This is a genomic window from Rhodococcus sp. 24CO (genome assembly GCF_050586165.1).
Classification (GTDB): domain Bacteria; phylum Actinomycetota; class Actinomycetes; order Mycobacteriales; family Mycobacteriaceae; genus Rhodococcus_F.
Map to the genome: position 1 here is coordinate 461,580 of NZ_JAZFNF010000002.1, position 14,784 is coordinate 476,363.

The following is a 14,784-nucleotide window of genomic DNA, read 5'->3' on the forward strand; positions in this document are numbered from 1 at the left end:
AATGACAGCGACCGATTTTGTCGACGGGGCAGGAACACAACTCGACGGTGACGATGCTGCCCAACTCGCGGCCGCGATTGCCGTATGCAACCCTGCTGCACTGCTGATGTCGATGGTGCACGTGAGTGGTGACCTCGGACTACTCGACGAGTTTGCAGCCGAACTCGATGCTGCCAGAAAAGATATGGCCAATGCCCCGAACACGACCGGAGTTCACTATTCGTCGGGCAGCGGGACTTCGGCACTGCCTCTTGGGGCTTTCCCGGACAGTGTTTCGGAGAAGATCCGAGCACGTGCCGCGCAGCTGTTAAGAGCGGAATCAACTGCAGCACTCGGAGTTCCGGACGAGGTTCTGTTTCGGCGAATGGCCTCGCTGTGTACCGCTTCGGACGTTGACGCGGAGTTCATTCCGTTGTTGTTCGAACAGGCCGGTTTCCGTATCGGTCAACGTTGTGTGCCGGTAACAAAATCTCCGCCAGAGGATTTCGACGTCATAGTCGTCGGCGCCGGCATTATCGGGATCAACGCAGCCGTCAAACTGGGCGACGCAGGATTTCGATACCGTGTCTTCGAAGCCCGCGACGAGATCGGCGGAACATGGTCGCGGAACACCTATCCCGGCGCTGCAGTGGACACTCCGAGCCACTACTACTCCTATTCGTTCGAGCTCAACCCTGACTGGTCGAAGTACTACCCGTCCGGGCCTGAATACTTGGCTTATCTGGAACGCGTCGTAGAAAAGTACGGTTTGAACCGTCACATCGAACTGTCGACGAAGGTTCTGTCGGCCGATTGGATCGAGCGGGAGCAGAAGTGGCACGTGCGGACACAGTCTGCTGACGGTGCGATAACAGACCATCGAGCACAAGCGTTGGTGACGGCGCTCGGTGTCCTCAACGCGCCGAACATTCCGGACGTGCCGGGTTTGGATTCGTTCGAAGGAACTGTGGTCCACACGGCGGAGTGGAGCGACGAGATCGACGTCGAAGGACGTCGCGTGGTTGTTCTGGGAACCGGATGCACATCGGTTCAACTAGTGACGAACATCGTGGACAAGGTCGAGACACTTGACGTGGTTGTTCGTACCCCACACTGGATTGTTCCGGAAAAGACTGTGGTCAACGATGTTCCGCAGGCAGAACGTTGGGCGATGCGGCACTTGCCTTATTACCAGCAGTGGTTCCGGCTCAGGGCTTACTGGCTTGCGTCCGACAATCTGTACCCGGTACCGAGGATCGACCCGGAATGGGCGAAGTCGCACTTGTCGGTCTCTCCCGTTAACGATCTCGTTATGCAGACCTCCCTGCGATACCTGAACGAGTCCTTTCCCGATCGCCCGGACCTGATAGAAAAGCTGACCCCCGACTTCCGGCCCTACGCAAAACGCATAGTCAAGGATCCGGGATTTTTTCAGGCGCTCAGGCGCGAGAACGTGAACCTTCATCGTGCAGGTTTCGCCGAGGTGCACCCGGACGGAGTAACAACGACGGACGGAGAGTTCATCGCTGCGGACGTCATCATTCTCGCCACGGGCTTCAAGCTCGAGTACGCTTCGCTGATCGACATCACCGGGCGGGAAGGTCAACGGCTGGCTGAACTGTGGGAGTTCGGCGATGATCCCCGTGCGTATCTGGGTATTCAAGTGCCAGGGTTCCCGAATCTCTTTGTCACGGCAGGGCCAAATGCTGCGCCCAATCATGGTGCGGGGCACAATATCACCAGCGAAGAACACGTGCATTATGTGGTCGAGTGCTTGCAGTACCTCGTAGAAAACGACTACGCGTCGATGGACGTCGAGAACCAGGCAATGGCGGAGTACAACCAGAAGGTTGACGCTGCACTCGACAAGACGGTGTGGGCGCATCCTGGCAAGGACGTCACGGGCTACTACCGAAACAGCAAGGGGCGAGCGATCGTTCCTTGTCCGTGGCGGCTCGTCGACTACTGGACGATGCTGCGTGAGCCCGATGTGGAGAACTTCACCTTCACGCCGCGATCCGCCACGAAATAGGCCGATTAGGCGGTTAGCAAAGACATCCGGGGAAGCGACATCCGGGAAGCCTTGACGATTCATTCAGCCGGCCCATCCAACTCTCTTGTCTGAGCCGGCGTCAACCCAACCATGACGAGCTGATGTCTGTATTTTGCCGACGGCGGCCGAAGATCGAAGGAGCACCATGTCCATCAGTCCAGCACCAGCCGCGACGACAGCGCACAACATCACTGTGGATCTGCTCGTAGTGGGATCGGGTACAGGTATGGCCGCTGCGCTCGCAGCACACGAGCTTGGGCTCTCGACCCTCGTCATCGAGAAGACCGAGTACGTCGGTGGGTCGACGGCACGATCCGGAGGTGCATTCTGGTTGCCTGCCAACAAAATTCTGGAAAAGTCCGGAGCCGGTGATTCCCGTGCCAGGGCCGGCAAATACGTCCGATCCGTTGTAGGCGATTCGGCGCCGGCAGATCGCGGTGAGAGCTTCCTCGACCATGCGTCCGACACGCTGGATATGTTGCTTCGGACAACTCCGATGAAGTTCTTCTGGGCGGAGGGCTACTCCGACTACCATCCAGAGGAACCGGGTGGTTCGGCAGCGGGCCGCACCTGCGAGTGCTTGCCGTTCGACGCATCGGTTCTCGGTTCCGAGCGCAAGCGCCTGCGACCCGGACTGATGGAGGCGTCGCTGCCGATGCCAGTCACCGGCGCGGACTACAAGTGGATGAACCTGATGGCAAAGATGCCGGCCAAGGCATTGCCGCGCATCTTCCGTAGGCTTGCTGTTGGGCTTGGCGGTCTAGCTCTGGGGCGCGAATACATCGCTGGGGGACAGGCTTTGGCCGCGGGCTTGTTCGCAGGCATCCTCGATGCACAAATTCCGGTATGGACCGAGACGGCGCTCGTGCGACTGGTGGACACTGACGGCCGTGTGACTGGCGCTGTTGTCGAGCAGAGCGGGCGCGAAATGACGGTTACGGCCCGACGCGGTGTGATCCTTGCTGCCGGTGGATTCGATCATGATATGGATATGCGGCGAAAGTTCCAGTCCGAGAGTCTAGTCGAGCATGCGAGCCTGGGTTCCGACCAGAATACGGGCGACGCGATCCGGATTGCACAGGATCTCGGCGCGGACATCGACCTGATGGACCAGTCCTGGTGGTTCCCGGCAGTGGCACCGTTGCCTGGTGCTCAACCTGCAGTCATGCTGGCCGAGCGGTCCTTGCCGGGTTCGTTCATCGTCGATCAGACGGGTCGCCGATTCACGAACGAGTCCGAGGACTACATGTCGTTCGGTCAACGAGTGCTCGAGCGAGAGCGTGCCGGAGACCCGGTCGAGTCGATGTGGATTGTCTTCGATCAGCGTTACCGCAACAGTTACCTCTTTGCTGCCGGTCTTTTCCCACGCCAGCCCCTTCCGGAGTCGTGGTATGACGCCGGAATCGCCTACAAGGCTTCAAATCCGGAAGATCTGAGCCGGATGATAGGCGTTCCCGTCGATAGCTTTGTCGAGACCTTCGAGAGCTTCAACGAGTCTGCCCGGACCGGCATGGATCCCGACTTCCATCGCGGAAACAGCGCATACGACCGTTATTACGGCGATCCGACGATTTCGCCGAACCCCAATCTGCGTCCTCTCGCCGATGGCCCGCTGTACGCCGTCAAGATGGTTCTCAGTGACCTGGGTACCTGTGGCGGGATTCGGGCCGACGCCAAGGGCCGGGTACGTCGGGAGGACGGCAGCGAGATCGAGGGCCTGTACGCGATCGGCAACACCGCAGCCAATGCCTTCGGGGACACGTATCCGGGCGCCGGCGCAACTATCGGGCAAGGATTGGTGTTCGGTTACATCGCAGCACGGGATGCCGCAGGGGTTCAGAACGGATGAGAGATCTTCAGGGCCGTGTAGCGGTAGTGACCGGCGGCGCAAATGGCATCGGGCTCGGCTTGGCTCGTCGTTTCTTGCAGGAAGGAATGAAGGTAGTCGTCGCTGACAACGATTTTGGTGATCTCGACCGGGCTGAGAAAGATCTGTCGACGATCGGCGAGGTCCTTGCAGTGCGCACCGATGTGGCTGATGCTGCCTCCGTCGAGGCACTTGCTCGGTCCTCGGTCGATCGTTTCGGTGCCGTCCACGTTCTGTGCAACAACGCGGGCGTCGGAGGTATGCAACGGTTTTCGACCACAAGTACGGCAACGTGGGAGTGGACTGTTGGAGTTACTATGTGGGGCGCTATTCACGGATGCAGGATCTTCCTGCCGATTTTGGCGGAACAGGACAGTGCCTACATCATCAATACCGCTTCTATGGCGGGCTTCCTGACCGGTCCGTATCAAGCCCCGTACAAGGTTGCCAAGGCCGCTGTAGTGGCGCTGTCGGAGAGTCTGTCCAACGAATTTGCCACCGAGCATCCGAATGTCCGAGTGGCAGCGCTGTGCCCGGCATATACGTCAACAGCTATACGACATGATGAGCGGAACGCACCCGCCGGCCACGTTCCGAGGGCACTGGCCGATCCGGAACTCGAAAGCTTGCGGGAATCCGTGAATGCGGCGATCGAGCAGGACGGCATATCGACCGAAGAAGTTGCCGACCTGGTCGTCCGGGCAATGGCCGAAGAGAAGACGCATATCTTCCCTCATCCCGAGTGGCTCGACAACTGGCAGGATCGGGTCGACAAGGTTCGGGAACAGGTGTCCGGTACCAATTGACGTGACGGGTTCGGGGCTGGAATTTAGTTGACAGAAAACATCTATCTAGTAGCGTTGGGGATCAGTCCGAGCATCAATCGGCAGACGCCCGACGGGCAAGACGGAGGATCGTGAACAGCTCCCATCCCGGCACTCTTATTGTCGGAGCATCTCAGGCCGGTGTACAACTGGCGAGCAGTCTGCGGGCTGAAGGCTATGGACCTCCGATTCGCATCGTCGGCGCGGAGCTTCATGATCCGTATCATCGACCGCCACTGTCCAAAGCGTTTCTGACAGGTGAGGTATCTGTTGCCGACTTGATGTTGCGAAATCGGGAGTTCTATTCCGAGAACGCAATTGACCTGGTCCTCGGTGAACGGGTAGTCGAAATCGATATGAATGGGGACGGTTCTGGAAGCATCGGTACCAGCCTGGGGGCACACCACGAATTCGAACACTTGGTGCTGTCCACCGGCGCCCGACCTCGCCGGCTTGCCATTCCCGGCGCTGATTCCCGGACGCGGGGTGTGGTGTATCTGCGCGACGTCGAGCACGCGCTGCATATGCGTGAACAACTCGCGCGCGCACAGCACGTCGTTGTCATCGGAGGCGGATTTGTCGGGCTCGAAGCTGCTGCGACTGCACAAGCGATGGGTAAGAACGTCACCGTCGTCGAGGTAGGGAGGCAACTGATGGGTAGGGCACTCGGCCCGCACACCTCAGCCTTCTTGCTCGACGCACATCGTACTGCCGACATTGCCGTTCTACTCGAAACTGTCCCCACCGAGATTTTGGTGTCGACATCGAGCGACGTGATCGGCGTGATGCTCGGTAGTGGGCAGAGGCTCCCGGCGGATCTTGTCCTTATCGGGGTAGGCGTACTTCCGCGGGATGAACTCGGTACCGCAATCGGGCTCGATTGTGACAACGGCATTCTCGTGGACGAGCATTGCGTGGCATCTGACGGATCGACAATCGCAATAGGCGATTGCGCAAATCAACCCAATCCGATGACGCGACCGGGCCTGGGTGATCGCGTTCGGCTCGAATCGGTCGACAACGCCGTTGAACAGGCAACTGTTGCAGCAAGAACCATTGCGGGGAAGCCGTCGTCGCTACGGGGTTTACCGTGGTTCTGGTCTGATCAAGGGAAGTGCAAACTTCAGATCACCGGTTTGATCGAAGGTTACGACCAAACCGTGACTCGCACGGATCCGGCTCGCCCACATCGGCTTACGTCGCTGTACTTCCGTGAGCGCATGTTGATTGCCGCCGAATGTGTGAATTCCCCGGCAGATTTCCTCACGTTGAAGTCTGCGTTGAGTTCTCGTATGGAACTGTCTCCGGATGATCTGTCCGACGTCGACGTGCCGATCAAGAAGTTGGTGGCATCTGTCGGCAGCACGGCGGGATAGACAGCAGCACACTCGATTGCGCCCTTGTGCAGCAATCGACTGTGTTGCAGACGGACGACGTGACCTTCGTATGGTTCGCGTCGTCCGTCTTTTCTCTATGTAAGGCCTAGTTGACTGGAGTCGGTTTTGCGGGCTTGTTCTTCCACCCTGCGTCGCCCTTGCGTCCCATCGACCACATTTGTACGCCTCTTTCGATCTCGAGCGCTGAGGCCCAGGAGACCGCGGGGGGACCGAGTTCCAATCGGATGCTGTTCTTGATTGCCCTGGCCAGTTCGGGGTCGGCGGCTGCGTGTCGAACAAGTTGTGCGGCTTCAGCATCCATATCGTCGGCATCGGCGCACGCGTATGCAAGTCCCCGGCGTACGGCGTCGGTGCCCGAAAGCGCGATGCCTAGTCCGGCCATCGCGATGGTTTCGGATGTGCTGAGTGCACGTCCCAACAGTGACAAATGGCCGCCGCCGGGATGGATGTGGCGGGCGAGAAACCCGCTGTCCAGCACGGCATCCGGAGTTACCAGCATCATATCTGTGGCCATTGCCAGGTTGAGGCCGGCGCCAACTGCGCCGCCCACGACCATCGACACGGTTGGTACAGGCAGCGATCCCACGCGTACAAAGCTCTCGTAGACCGCCGAGGTCCGTCGGACGGCTTCTGCAGATGCGGGATCTGCGGATGATGCTGCCAAATCTCGTGTGTCGGCGCCGCTGCAGAAGTACGGGCCTTCAGCACCTACCAGGACGGCGCCAATCGAGCTGTCTTTCTCGATTCGATCGCAGAACTCGACGATGGATGCAGCCATATCCAGAGTGATGGCGTTCTTTCTGGAGGGGTTGTCGAGAGTGATTCTCGCGACCGAGCCTTCAACTGCGAAACGGACGGGTTCATGGGATGGGTGCATAGGAGGTCCTCCGGCATTGGTTTCTGCGCGCTGACCAGCAGCAACAGATGATCATAATTGGATCCAGTACAGGATACATATTTATGAGTCGGGATACGAGTCCGCACGGCGTCCTGTCGGGGCGCAAGCCTCAGGGGAGTCTGCGTCACACCCGTCCCATAGATGTGATGTGGCGCACTTAGGTCTCCCGATAGTCGGGAGACTAGCGAATTTGCGCAGTGTGACGCGTTTACGCTCGCCGAACTGCATACCGAAGCTGACTCGCTGTCCGGATATCGCCGGGTCGAGTCGACAATGAGGAGAGCGATATCGTGAAACCCAACAAGACGACGAAGTTGGTTGTGGCACTTGCTGTGACCGCCGTCCTGGCGTCTGCCTGTTCGTCGGATCGCGGCGACGACCCGTCGGCTACATCGAGTGGTGGATCAGCTGCAACAGCCGATGCTGCGTCGAGCAGTTCCGATGCGAAGTTCGGAACTCTGGACTCACCGTGCGGCGACGGGGATGCAAAGGGCGCGACGGATCAGGGTGTCAGCGACACCGAGATCAAGATCGGTTTCGGGGACGATCGCGGGTACGCGCAAGCTCCGGGGCTGAACAAGGAGATGAGTGACGCGGTCAACGCCCTCATCTCCTGGTGCAACGATCAGGGTGGCATCAACGGCCGCAAGGTTGTCGGCACCGATTACGACGCAGCGCTCATGCAGGCGAACTCGGTTATGCAGGAAGCCTGCGGTAGCCAGTTCATGATGGTTGGCCACGGATTTGCGATGGACCAGACGTCGGAGCAGACCCGTGTGGCCTGCAACTTGGTTGCGGTTCCCGGATTCACGGTGTCGCCGGTTGCCGCCAACGGACCGATGACCTATCAGGGTGTCCCGTTCCCCGTCGACTACGCCAACGCGTCGGCATGGTTCCAGATGGCAGAAATGCACCCCGATACGCTGAACGACTTCGACATCGTGAACAGCACAATTCCGTCGATCATTACGGCGTCCACCAAGGTGCGCTCGATGGCTGAGGCTGCGGGCTTCAAGCTCAAGGACTGCGGTGTGACCCTGAACTACGAGGGGGAGGCGAGTTACCTTCCGTTTGCCGAGAAGTTCAAAGCCTGTGGTGTCAAGGGTTTGTGGACTTCTCGTTCGCCGGTGCCAGCAGAACTGAATTTCATCAAGTCGCTCGATCAGGTTGGTATCGATCCGATCTTCGCCGGTGAGGCTACCTGGTATGACTCAGGAGTTGCCGCCTGGAACAAGGACACCGGACTGCTCGACAACCTCAGCGCGGGTTCGATCTTCCCGTTGATCGAGAATGCGGACAAGGTTCCGGCGGTACAGAAGTACGTCGACCTCGTTTCGGAAGAGAACGGAAAGATTGCGCTGCTCGGTATGCAGTCGGCTTCGTCGTTCCTGCTCTGGGCCACTGCGGCGGATAAGTGCGGATCTGATCTGACGCGTCAGTGCATGGTTAACGAACTGTCGTCGATCCACGATTGGACCGGCGGTGGGTTGCATGCCGCTACCGATCCGGGCAAGAACATGCCGGCTTCGTGCGGGTTGATGGTGGGATTGACTGGCGGAACGTATGCGCAGTCATTCCCGGACACCGCTGCCGAGTTCAAGTGCGACCCGAAGTATCTGATCGCAACCGACAAGAGCACGTGGGGCACCGATCTGGGGGCTGATCGTGTGGCGACCCTCTATCAGAACGCGAATGTGATCAAGCCGCAGTCCTGATTCACCTGAGGTAGGTGGCGCGCTCCGTGTGCCTCGAGTGCGCGCAGCGTGCCACCTTTCCTCCCCTAACGAGGGTTCAGTTATGAACACTTTTGTCACTTTCACGATCTTGGGTTTGGTCCTGGGGTCGGTGTATGCGATCGCCGCTTCCGGGTTGGTGCTCACGTACAACACGTCCGGAATTTTCAATTTCGCGCATGGCGCTCAGGCGATGCTGGGTGCGTTCATCTATTGGCAGTTGCGGTACGGGTGGGAACTTCCGACCGTGGTTGCGCTGTTGATTTCTTTGGTTGTGGTCGGTCCGTTGATGGGGCTGGGCCTGTATGTGCTGATCATGAAGGGCCTGCGCGATACGGCGGAGGTCACCAAAATTGTTGTCACGGTGTCGATCCTGCTGGGTATGCTCTCGATTTCGCATTGGTTCTGGCATCCGGAGACCGCGCGGACGATGCAGATGTTCTTCGGTGATCAGTCGAAGATCACGGTGTTCGGTGCGAGCATCCGTTATCACGAGTTGATTTGTATCCTTGTTGCGATCGGTATCGCGGTGGGTCTGCGGATCTTGTTCACCAAATCCCGCGCGGGTGTCGCGATGCGCGGTGTGGTCGACGATCCGGATTTGTTGCGTCTGAACGGTCATAACCCGGAACGCTTGGCGGCGTTGTCGTGGGCGATGGGTTCGACGTTGGCGGTGTTGGCGGGTATTTTGATCACCCCGATCAGCGGCGGCACCCTCGAGGCGAACATGTTGACGTTGTTGGTGATCGACGCGTTCGCTGCGGCGATGTTCGGTCGGTTGCGCAGTATTCCGCGTACGTTTGTCGGCGCTGTGGTTCTCGGTTTGGCGGGGACGTACGTGTTGGCGTACTTCCCGACGAGTTGGAGTTGGACGTCGAATTTCCGTGTCTCGCTGCCGATGATCGCGCTGTTCGTGGTGTTGATCGTGCTGCCGCAGGACCGTCTGCGCGGCGCGGTGACCCGTACCCGCGAGCGGTATCACGTGCCGTCGGTCCGCAAGGCCGTCATCTGGGGTGTCGCGCTGATCGTGATCGTGTATCTGCTGCGTCTTCTGATGGTGACGTCGGCGATCACGACGTTGACGATCGGTATGACGTTCGCGATCATCGCGCTCTCGCTGACGTTGTTGACCGGGTATGCGGGTGAATTGAACTTGGCGCCGGTCTCTTTCGGTGCGATTGCCACCATCGTGGCGTTCCATTTCGGGATTTCCGGTAGTGGGTTGGCGGCGCATCTGAACCTGTGGGGCATCATCGTCGGCGTGCTCGTCACTGCCGTCATCGGTGGCCTCGTCGCGTTGCCGGCGCTGCGTCTGCGCGGGTTGTATCTGGCGCTCGCGACGATGGCGTTCGGTGTGTTCCTCTCGAACATGGTTTTGCGTGATACCACCGAACACGAGATGTTCGGCATCCGGTACTCGCTGTTCAAGGACGGCAATATCGCGATCCCGCCGCTCAAGGTCGGGCCGCTCGATCTCAGCAACGACACGGTGTTCCTGATGACCGTGACCGCACTGTTCTCCGTGCTCGGTGTCGGAGTGATCGCGTTGCGCAACAGCGGTTACGGGCGTCGTCTCGCGGCGATGAAGGACAGCCCCGCCGGTTCGGCGATGCTCGGCCAATCGTTGGTGCGGCTCAAGCTGAGCGTGTTCATGATCTCCTCCGGCATCGCCGGATTGGGCGGGATCCTGATGTCGAGCGCGATGGGCTCGGTCTCGGGGGAAAGTTTCGCGATCATGGTCTCGCTGTCGCTGTTGATGCTCACCGTCGTCGCCGGAATCGGTTACGTCAGTGGCGCACTGTTCGGTGGTTTGATGGCGGGTATCGGTTTTGCCGTCATCATGGTCTCGTTCACCAATCTCGCGTCGGCGCAGCCGGAGCTCGAGGGAATGTGGTTGCTGCTGGGCAACATTGCCGCGGTGAGCCCGGCGTTGATCGGTATCGGTGTCGGCGCGAACCCCAGTGGCACCATCCACCAGGTCGTCGAAGGGTACCGCCGGTTGATGAACGCCAAACCGGTCTTCTACGGCGGCGCAGCCGTGATCGCGGTGACGTACCTGCTGGCCCTGACCGGGGTGCTCGGGAACTGGTGGTTTGCCTCCATCACCATCGCGGTGGTGTTCCTGTTGCCGGTGATCGGTGAAATGGTCATGCCGGGCGCAGTTCTCACCCCCGACGAGTTGGCGGCGAAGAAGACGCTGGTGCCCGAGGAGGTCGGGATCGACGTCCCGTACAGCGACGAGGTCCGCGAGGAACTCGACCGCGAACTCGGCATCGACCTCGACAAGTCCGAAAAGGAGTTGGCCGCTCATGTCTGAGACACCTTTGCTCGAAACTCGTGGTGTCACGGTACGTTTCGGTGGTCACGTGGCCGTCAAGGATGTTTCCCTGACGGTGGCTCCGGGAACGGTGACCGGGTTGATCGGCCCGAACGGCGCCGGGAAGACCACCCTGTTCAACACCATCACCGGATTGCAGAAACCGACGTCCGGACAGGTCTTCCTCGACGGGGTGGACGTGACGAAGTTGGCGCCGCACAAACGCGCCAACAAAGGTTTGGCGCGCACGTTCCAGCGTCTCGAGTTGTTCGTCTCGTTGTCGGTGCGTGACAACCTGCGCGTCGCCGGGGACATCCACAAAGCGAACAGCGGCAACAAGATCGACGTCGACGCCGAAACGGATCGACTGCTCGAGCTGACCGGCCTGAAGGATGTGGCGGACAAAGATGTCTCCGACATCCCCACCGGCCGCGCCCGCGTGGTGGAGGTGGCGCGGGCCCTGATGACGAATCCGCGGATTCTGCTTCTCGACGAGCCGGCATCCGGTCAGACGGAGCAGGAAACGGAGGTGTTCGCGCAGATGCTCACCGACCTCGCAGCCGGGGGTTTGGGGATTTGTCTGGTGGAGCACGATATTCCGTTGGTGATGAAGGTGTGCTCGACGATTCACGTGCTCGACTACGGAGCGGTGTTGGCCTCGGGTGATCCGGAGAAGATCCGCACCGACCCGGACGTGATCGCCGCGTACATCGGCACCGAGGAGGAAGCAGTATGACCGCAGCAACGATCGACCCGGCAGCGGCCGACGCGGGCCGCGCGGAGCCGTTGCTCGAATTATCGGGTGTGCGTGCCGGTTACGGCTCCATCGAAGTCCTGCACGGCGTGGACCTCGTCCTGCAGCCCGGCGCCGTCGTGGCATTGCTCGGCCCCAACGGCGGCGGAAAAACCTCGACGTTGAAGGTGTGCTCCGGTGTCCTGCCGCTCACACGCGGTGAGTTCAAGCTCGCCGGACGGGTCGTCAACGGTATCGAGGCGTCCGAACTCGCCCGATTGGGTGTGTGCTCCATCCCGGAAGGCCGCGGGATCTTCGCGAACCTGTCGGTGCGGGAGAACCTGTGGATCGCCACCGGAACCGGAGCCTCGCTCGCCGACCTGGAAGAGGTTGCCTACACACGGTTCCCGATCCTGGGGGAGCGTCGGAGTCAGTTGGCGGGTTCGATGTCGGGCGGTGAGCAGCAGATGCTCGCACTCTCGCGGGCACTGGGCACTCATCCGACGGTGTTGCTACTCGACGAGTTGTCGATGGGTTTGGCACCTCGAATTGTCTCGCAAATGTACGACGTGGTGGGTTCACTTGCCGCGGAAGGTATTTCCATCCTCGTGGCGGAGCAGTTCGCGCGGGCGGTGTTGCCGATCGCGACGTCGGCGGCGTTGATGTTGCAGGGTCGCGTTACTCGGGTCGGCGACCCGCATGAGATCGAAGAAGAACTTTCTACCAGCTATCTAGGAGGATGACGATGACTACAGTTGAAGATCGCCGTGATGAGTTCAAGAAGAACATCACCGACCTCAAACTCGACAAGGGACAGTCCGGCGGCGACGCGAAAACACTGTTCGGCGGCCTGATCCTGATGGTGGTGGGAGTGGTCGGCGCGTTTGTCCTCTACATTTCCTCGCTCACGGAATCGGATCTGCGCAACATCGCGTCGTACCAGATCTTGGCGGTCGCGTTCCTGGCGTTGACGGTCATCGGAGCAGCGATGTTCATCGCCGCGTCCGTCGCGAAGGTTCTGCGGTTGTGGCTGGTGCGTCAGCTCCTCGAAGGCCAGGCCCAGACCGATCAGATCGCACAGGCACTGAACACCCGCATCTGAACCACGCTCAACCGAAAAGGCCCGCCACGGAAACCGTGGCGGGCACTTTCTTGGCTTTCTATACGGGGGTTCGTATCTGGTTAGTGTGGGAAAAGCCGGAGGGCAATCGATTAACGTAAGTCGGGCATGTACACACTACTGGCACTGATCAGCGGATCCAGTGACGGTCATCCTTGTGTTTGTAGGTCCGATGGTGACCAGATGGCTTTCATCGACACAATGCGCGCATCGTCGTCGAATGTCATGAGGTCTATGGGTTCGACGACAACGGTCGTATCGTCTATCTTGGTGGTCACACGGAAATGAAACGCAGCGGTATTGGCCGCGATGCGAAGTGTCAGTAGCTCGATCTCGCGTTCTCCGCCTCTGACCGATTGGTAGAACTCGACGATCTGATCACGTCCCACGTGTGCGGGTGTGCCAACCGGGTCCTCGACAGTTGCCTCCGGGGAGTACAAATCGGCGATCTCTTCGCCTGTTCCCATCGCAGCCGCACTCAGATACCTGCGGATGATCTTTTCGATCTCTTCGTGTGTGGGCATGTCAGTTCACTCCGGTCCGCCGGGAAGCCCGGCGTGGTAGTAGCCGGCAGTCCAACCGCCATCGACTGCAAGTTCAGACCCGGTCATGTAACTGGCCGCGTCGCTGATGAGAAACGCAGTCGCGGCGGCAATCTCATTCGGTTCACCGATTCGGCGAAGTGGAACTCGAGTGTACGGCTGGTTGAGTTCCGCCCCGGTGATGCCTGTCGGATTACCCAACTGTGTATTAACGCCGCCTGGATGAACTGAATTGACTCGAATGTCAGGGCCCAATTCGAGTGCTTGTGCTTTGGTCAACCCGCGAAGCGCCCACTTGCTGGCTACGTATGCGCTGAGACCGTTTACTGCCCTCAGTCCGTCCAGTGATGAAATGTTGACAATTGCACCACCCGATCCAGCCTGTTTGATAGCGGGCGCAATGGTTTTCACGCCGAGCATGGCGCCGAGGACGTTGATCGACAGCAGTCGCATCACCTTTTCCTCCTCGATGTCCAACACACCGCTGAAGTAGTTGATGCCCGCATTGTTGACGAGAGAAGTCACGGTGCCATGATGCTCGAGAGTGTGAAGAAGCGCAGCCTGCCAATCGCTTTCGCTTGTGACATCGAGTCGGAAGAACGAAGCCGTATCTCCGAGTTTTGCCACCAGTGACTTTCCGGGTTCCTCGGCGACATCGGCGACCACTACGCGAGCGCCCTGCTCAGTGAGCAGCTTTGCGGTGGCGGCCCCCATCCCTTGTGCACCGCCGGTAATGATGACAGTCTTGTTGGTCAGTGCGTTCATCGTGACGTTACCTCCTAGAGAAATTTCACTACTCTTTTTGGCTCTGATTAGATTGGGGGAGAGGGTATTGCGTGTGCCAGAACTTCAATGTTGCCCATTGTCCCTGTGTGAATTTTGCAACGTCGAGTGAGCTTCCAACCGCTCGCGATTCTCGACCACGAGTCGTGGTAGTCGCCCAACGTTCGAAAGTACTGTCCCTCGAGGTGTCCTGTGCCGAGGTGCATATCTGCTACATACGCCCTACTCGTGGCTTTATCTCCGTCGACTTCGATCAAGACGTTTCCGATCAGGTGCTGGGTGGGGCCGCACTCGTCGAGGAATGAACGGAGTAGAGCAACAATTTCTTCAGCAGAGGTCAGTTGTCCGTTTCCGAAGTCGCCGGTTGCATCGGGAGCAGCGATCGCTTCGATCGTGGACCAGTCTCTCTCGTCCATTGCCCGCGCGATTTGGATGATCTTGCGGTAGATCTGGCGTTCGTCTTCTGCGACGCTGTTCATTGCACTTCCTCCTCTTGAGCGGTGTTGGATTCATCCACCACCCTTGCGAGGGTAGGTCG

General features: G+C 59.5%; 13 protein-coding genes. 9 read left to right on the forward strand and 4 right to left on the reverse strand.

Annotation, left to right across the window (positions count from 1 at the left end):
- Position 1: 1 nt before the first annotated feature.
- The 4 genes from V2B23_RS06390 to V2B23_RS06405 all read left to right on the forward strand — a co-directional run bounded on the left by V2B23_RS06390 (position 2) and on the right by V2B23_RS06405 (position 6,099).
- Positions 2–2,011: a flavin-containing monooxygenase gene (locus V2B23_RS06390; RefSeq protein WP_430949573.1), complete on the forward strand. Its 2,010-nt coding sequence runs from the start codon at positions 2–4 to the stop codon at positions 2,009–2,011.
- A gap of 166 nt (positions 2,012–2,177) precedes the next feature.
- The gene (locus V2B23_RS06395) at positions 2,178–3,881 is read left to right on the forward strand and encodes a 3-ketosteroid-delta-1-dehydrogenase (RefSeq protein ID WP_430949574.1); all 1,704 of its coding nucleotides are present in this window, start codon (positions 2,178–2,180) and stop codon (positions 3,879–3,881) included.
- On the forward strand, positions 3,878–4,705 hold the full coding sequence (locus V2B23_RS06400; RefSeq protein ID WP_430949575.1) for an SDR family NAD(P)-dependent oxidoreductase: 828 nt from the start codon (positions 3,878–3,880) through the stop codon (positions 4,703–4,705). The genes V2B23_RS06395 and V2B23_RS06400 overlap by 4 nt, the downstream gene beginning before the upstream one ends.
- Positions 4,706–4,815: 110 nt before the next feature.
- Complete coding sequence (locus V2B23_RS06405) at positions 4,816–6,099, forward strand: NAD(P)/FAD-dependent oxidoreductase (RefSeq protein ID WP_430949576.1); 1,284 nt, start codon at positions 4,816–4,818, stop codon at positions 6,097–6,099.
- Between the two features lie 106 nt (positions 6,100–6,205).
- Here V2B23_RS06405 and V2B23_RS06410 read toward each other — a convergent pair whose 3' ends face one another.
- Complete coding sequence (locus tag V2B23_RS06410) at positions 6,206–6,997, reverse strand: enoyl-CoA hydratase-related protein (RefSeq protein WP_430949577.1); 792 nt, start codon at positions 6,995–6,997, stop codon at positions 6,206–6,208.
- Between the two features lie 311 nt (positions 6,998–7,308).
- Between V2B23_RS06410 and V2B23_RS06415 the strand changes: the two genes are divergently transcribed.
- The 5 genes from V2B23_RS06415 (at position 7,309) to V2B23_RS06435 (ending at position 12,903) form a co-directional block, all read left to right on the forward strand.
- Positions 7,309–8,733, forward strand: coding sequence for an ABC transporter substrate-binding protein (locus V2B23_RS06415; RefSeq protein ID WP_430949578.1), 1,425 nt, complete (start codon positions 7,309–7,311; stop codon positions 8,731–8,733).
- A gap of 82 nt (positions 8,734–8,815) precedes the next feature.
- Positions 8,816–11,068: an ABC transporter permease gene (locus tag V2B23_RS06420; protein WP_430949579.1), complete on the forward strand. Its 2,253-nt coding sequence runs from the start codon at positions 8,816–8,818 to the stop codon at positions 11,066–11,068.
- Entirely contained in the window at positions 11,061–11,804 is a 744-nt protein-coding gene (locus tag V2B23_RS06425; protein WP_430949580.1) for an ABC transporter ATP-binding protein, read from the forward strand. Before V2B23_RS06420 ends, V2B23_RS06425 begins: the two co-directional genes overlap by 8 nt.
- Positions 11,801–12,544 (forward strand): ABC transporter ATP-binding protein, encoded by a 744-nt coding sequence (locus V2B23_RS06430; RefSeq protein WP_430949581.1) that lies wholly within the window; start codon positions 11,801–11,803, stop codon positions 12,542–12,544. The genes V2B23_RS06425 and V2B23_RS06430 overlap by 4 nt, the downstream gene beginning before the upstream one ends.
- Positions 12,541–12,903 carry a hypothetical protein gene (locus V2B23_RS06435; protein ID WP_430949582.1) on the forward strand — a complete coding sequence of 121 codons (363 nt, stop codon included), beginning with the start codon at positions 12,541–12,543 and terminating at the stop codon, positions 12,901–12,903. Before V2B23_RS06430 ends, V2B23_RS06435 begins: the two co-directional genes overlap by 4 nt.
- A 167-nt stretch (positions 12,904–13,070) precedes the next feature.
- Here V2B23_RS06435 and V2B23_RS06440 read toward each other — a convergent pair whose 3' ends face one another.
- Genes V2B23_RS06440 through V2B23_RS06450 form a run of 3 tightly spaced genes read right to left on the reverse strand, consistent with a single transcriptional unit; the run spans position 13,071 to position 14,725 of the window.
- Entirely contained in the window at positions 13,071–13,445 is a 375-nt protein-coding gene (locus V2B23_RS06440; protein WP_430949583.1) for a nuclear transport factor 2 family protein, read from the reverse strand.
- 6 nt (positions 13,446–13,451) lie between these two features.
- On the reverse strand, positions 13,452–14,228 hold the full coding sequence (locus V2B23_RS06445; RefSeq protein WP_430949584.1) for a glucose 1-dehydrogenase: 777 nt from the start codon (positions 14,226–14,228) through the stop codon (positions 13,452–13,454).
- 47 nt (positions 14,229–14,275) lie between these two features.
- Positions 14,276–14,725 (reverse strand): nuclear transport factor 2 family protein, encoded by a 450-nt coding sequence (locus V2B23_RS06450; protein ID WP_045065181.1) that lies wholly within the window; start codon positions 14,723–14,725, stop codon positions 14,276–14,278.
- Positions 14,726–14,784: the final 59 nt, after the last annotated feature.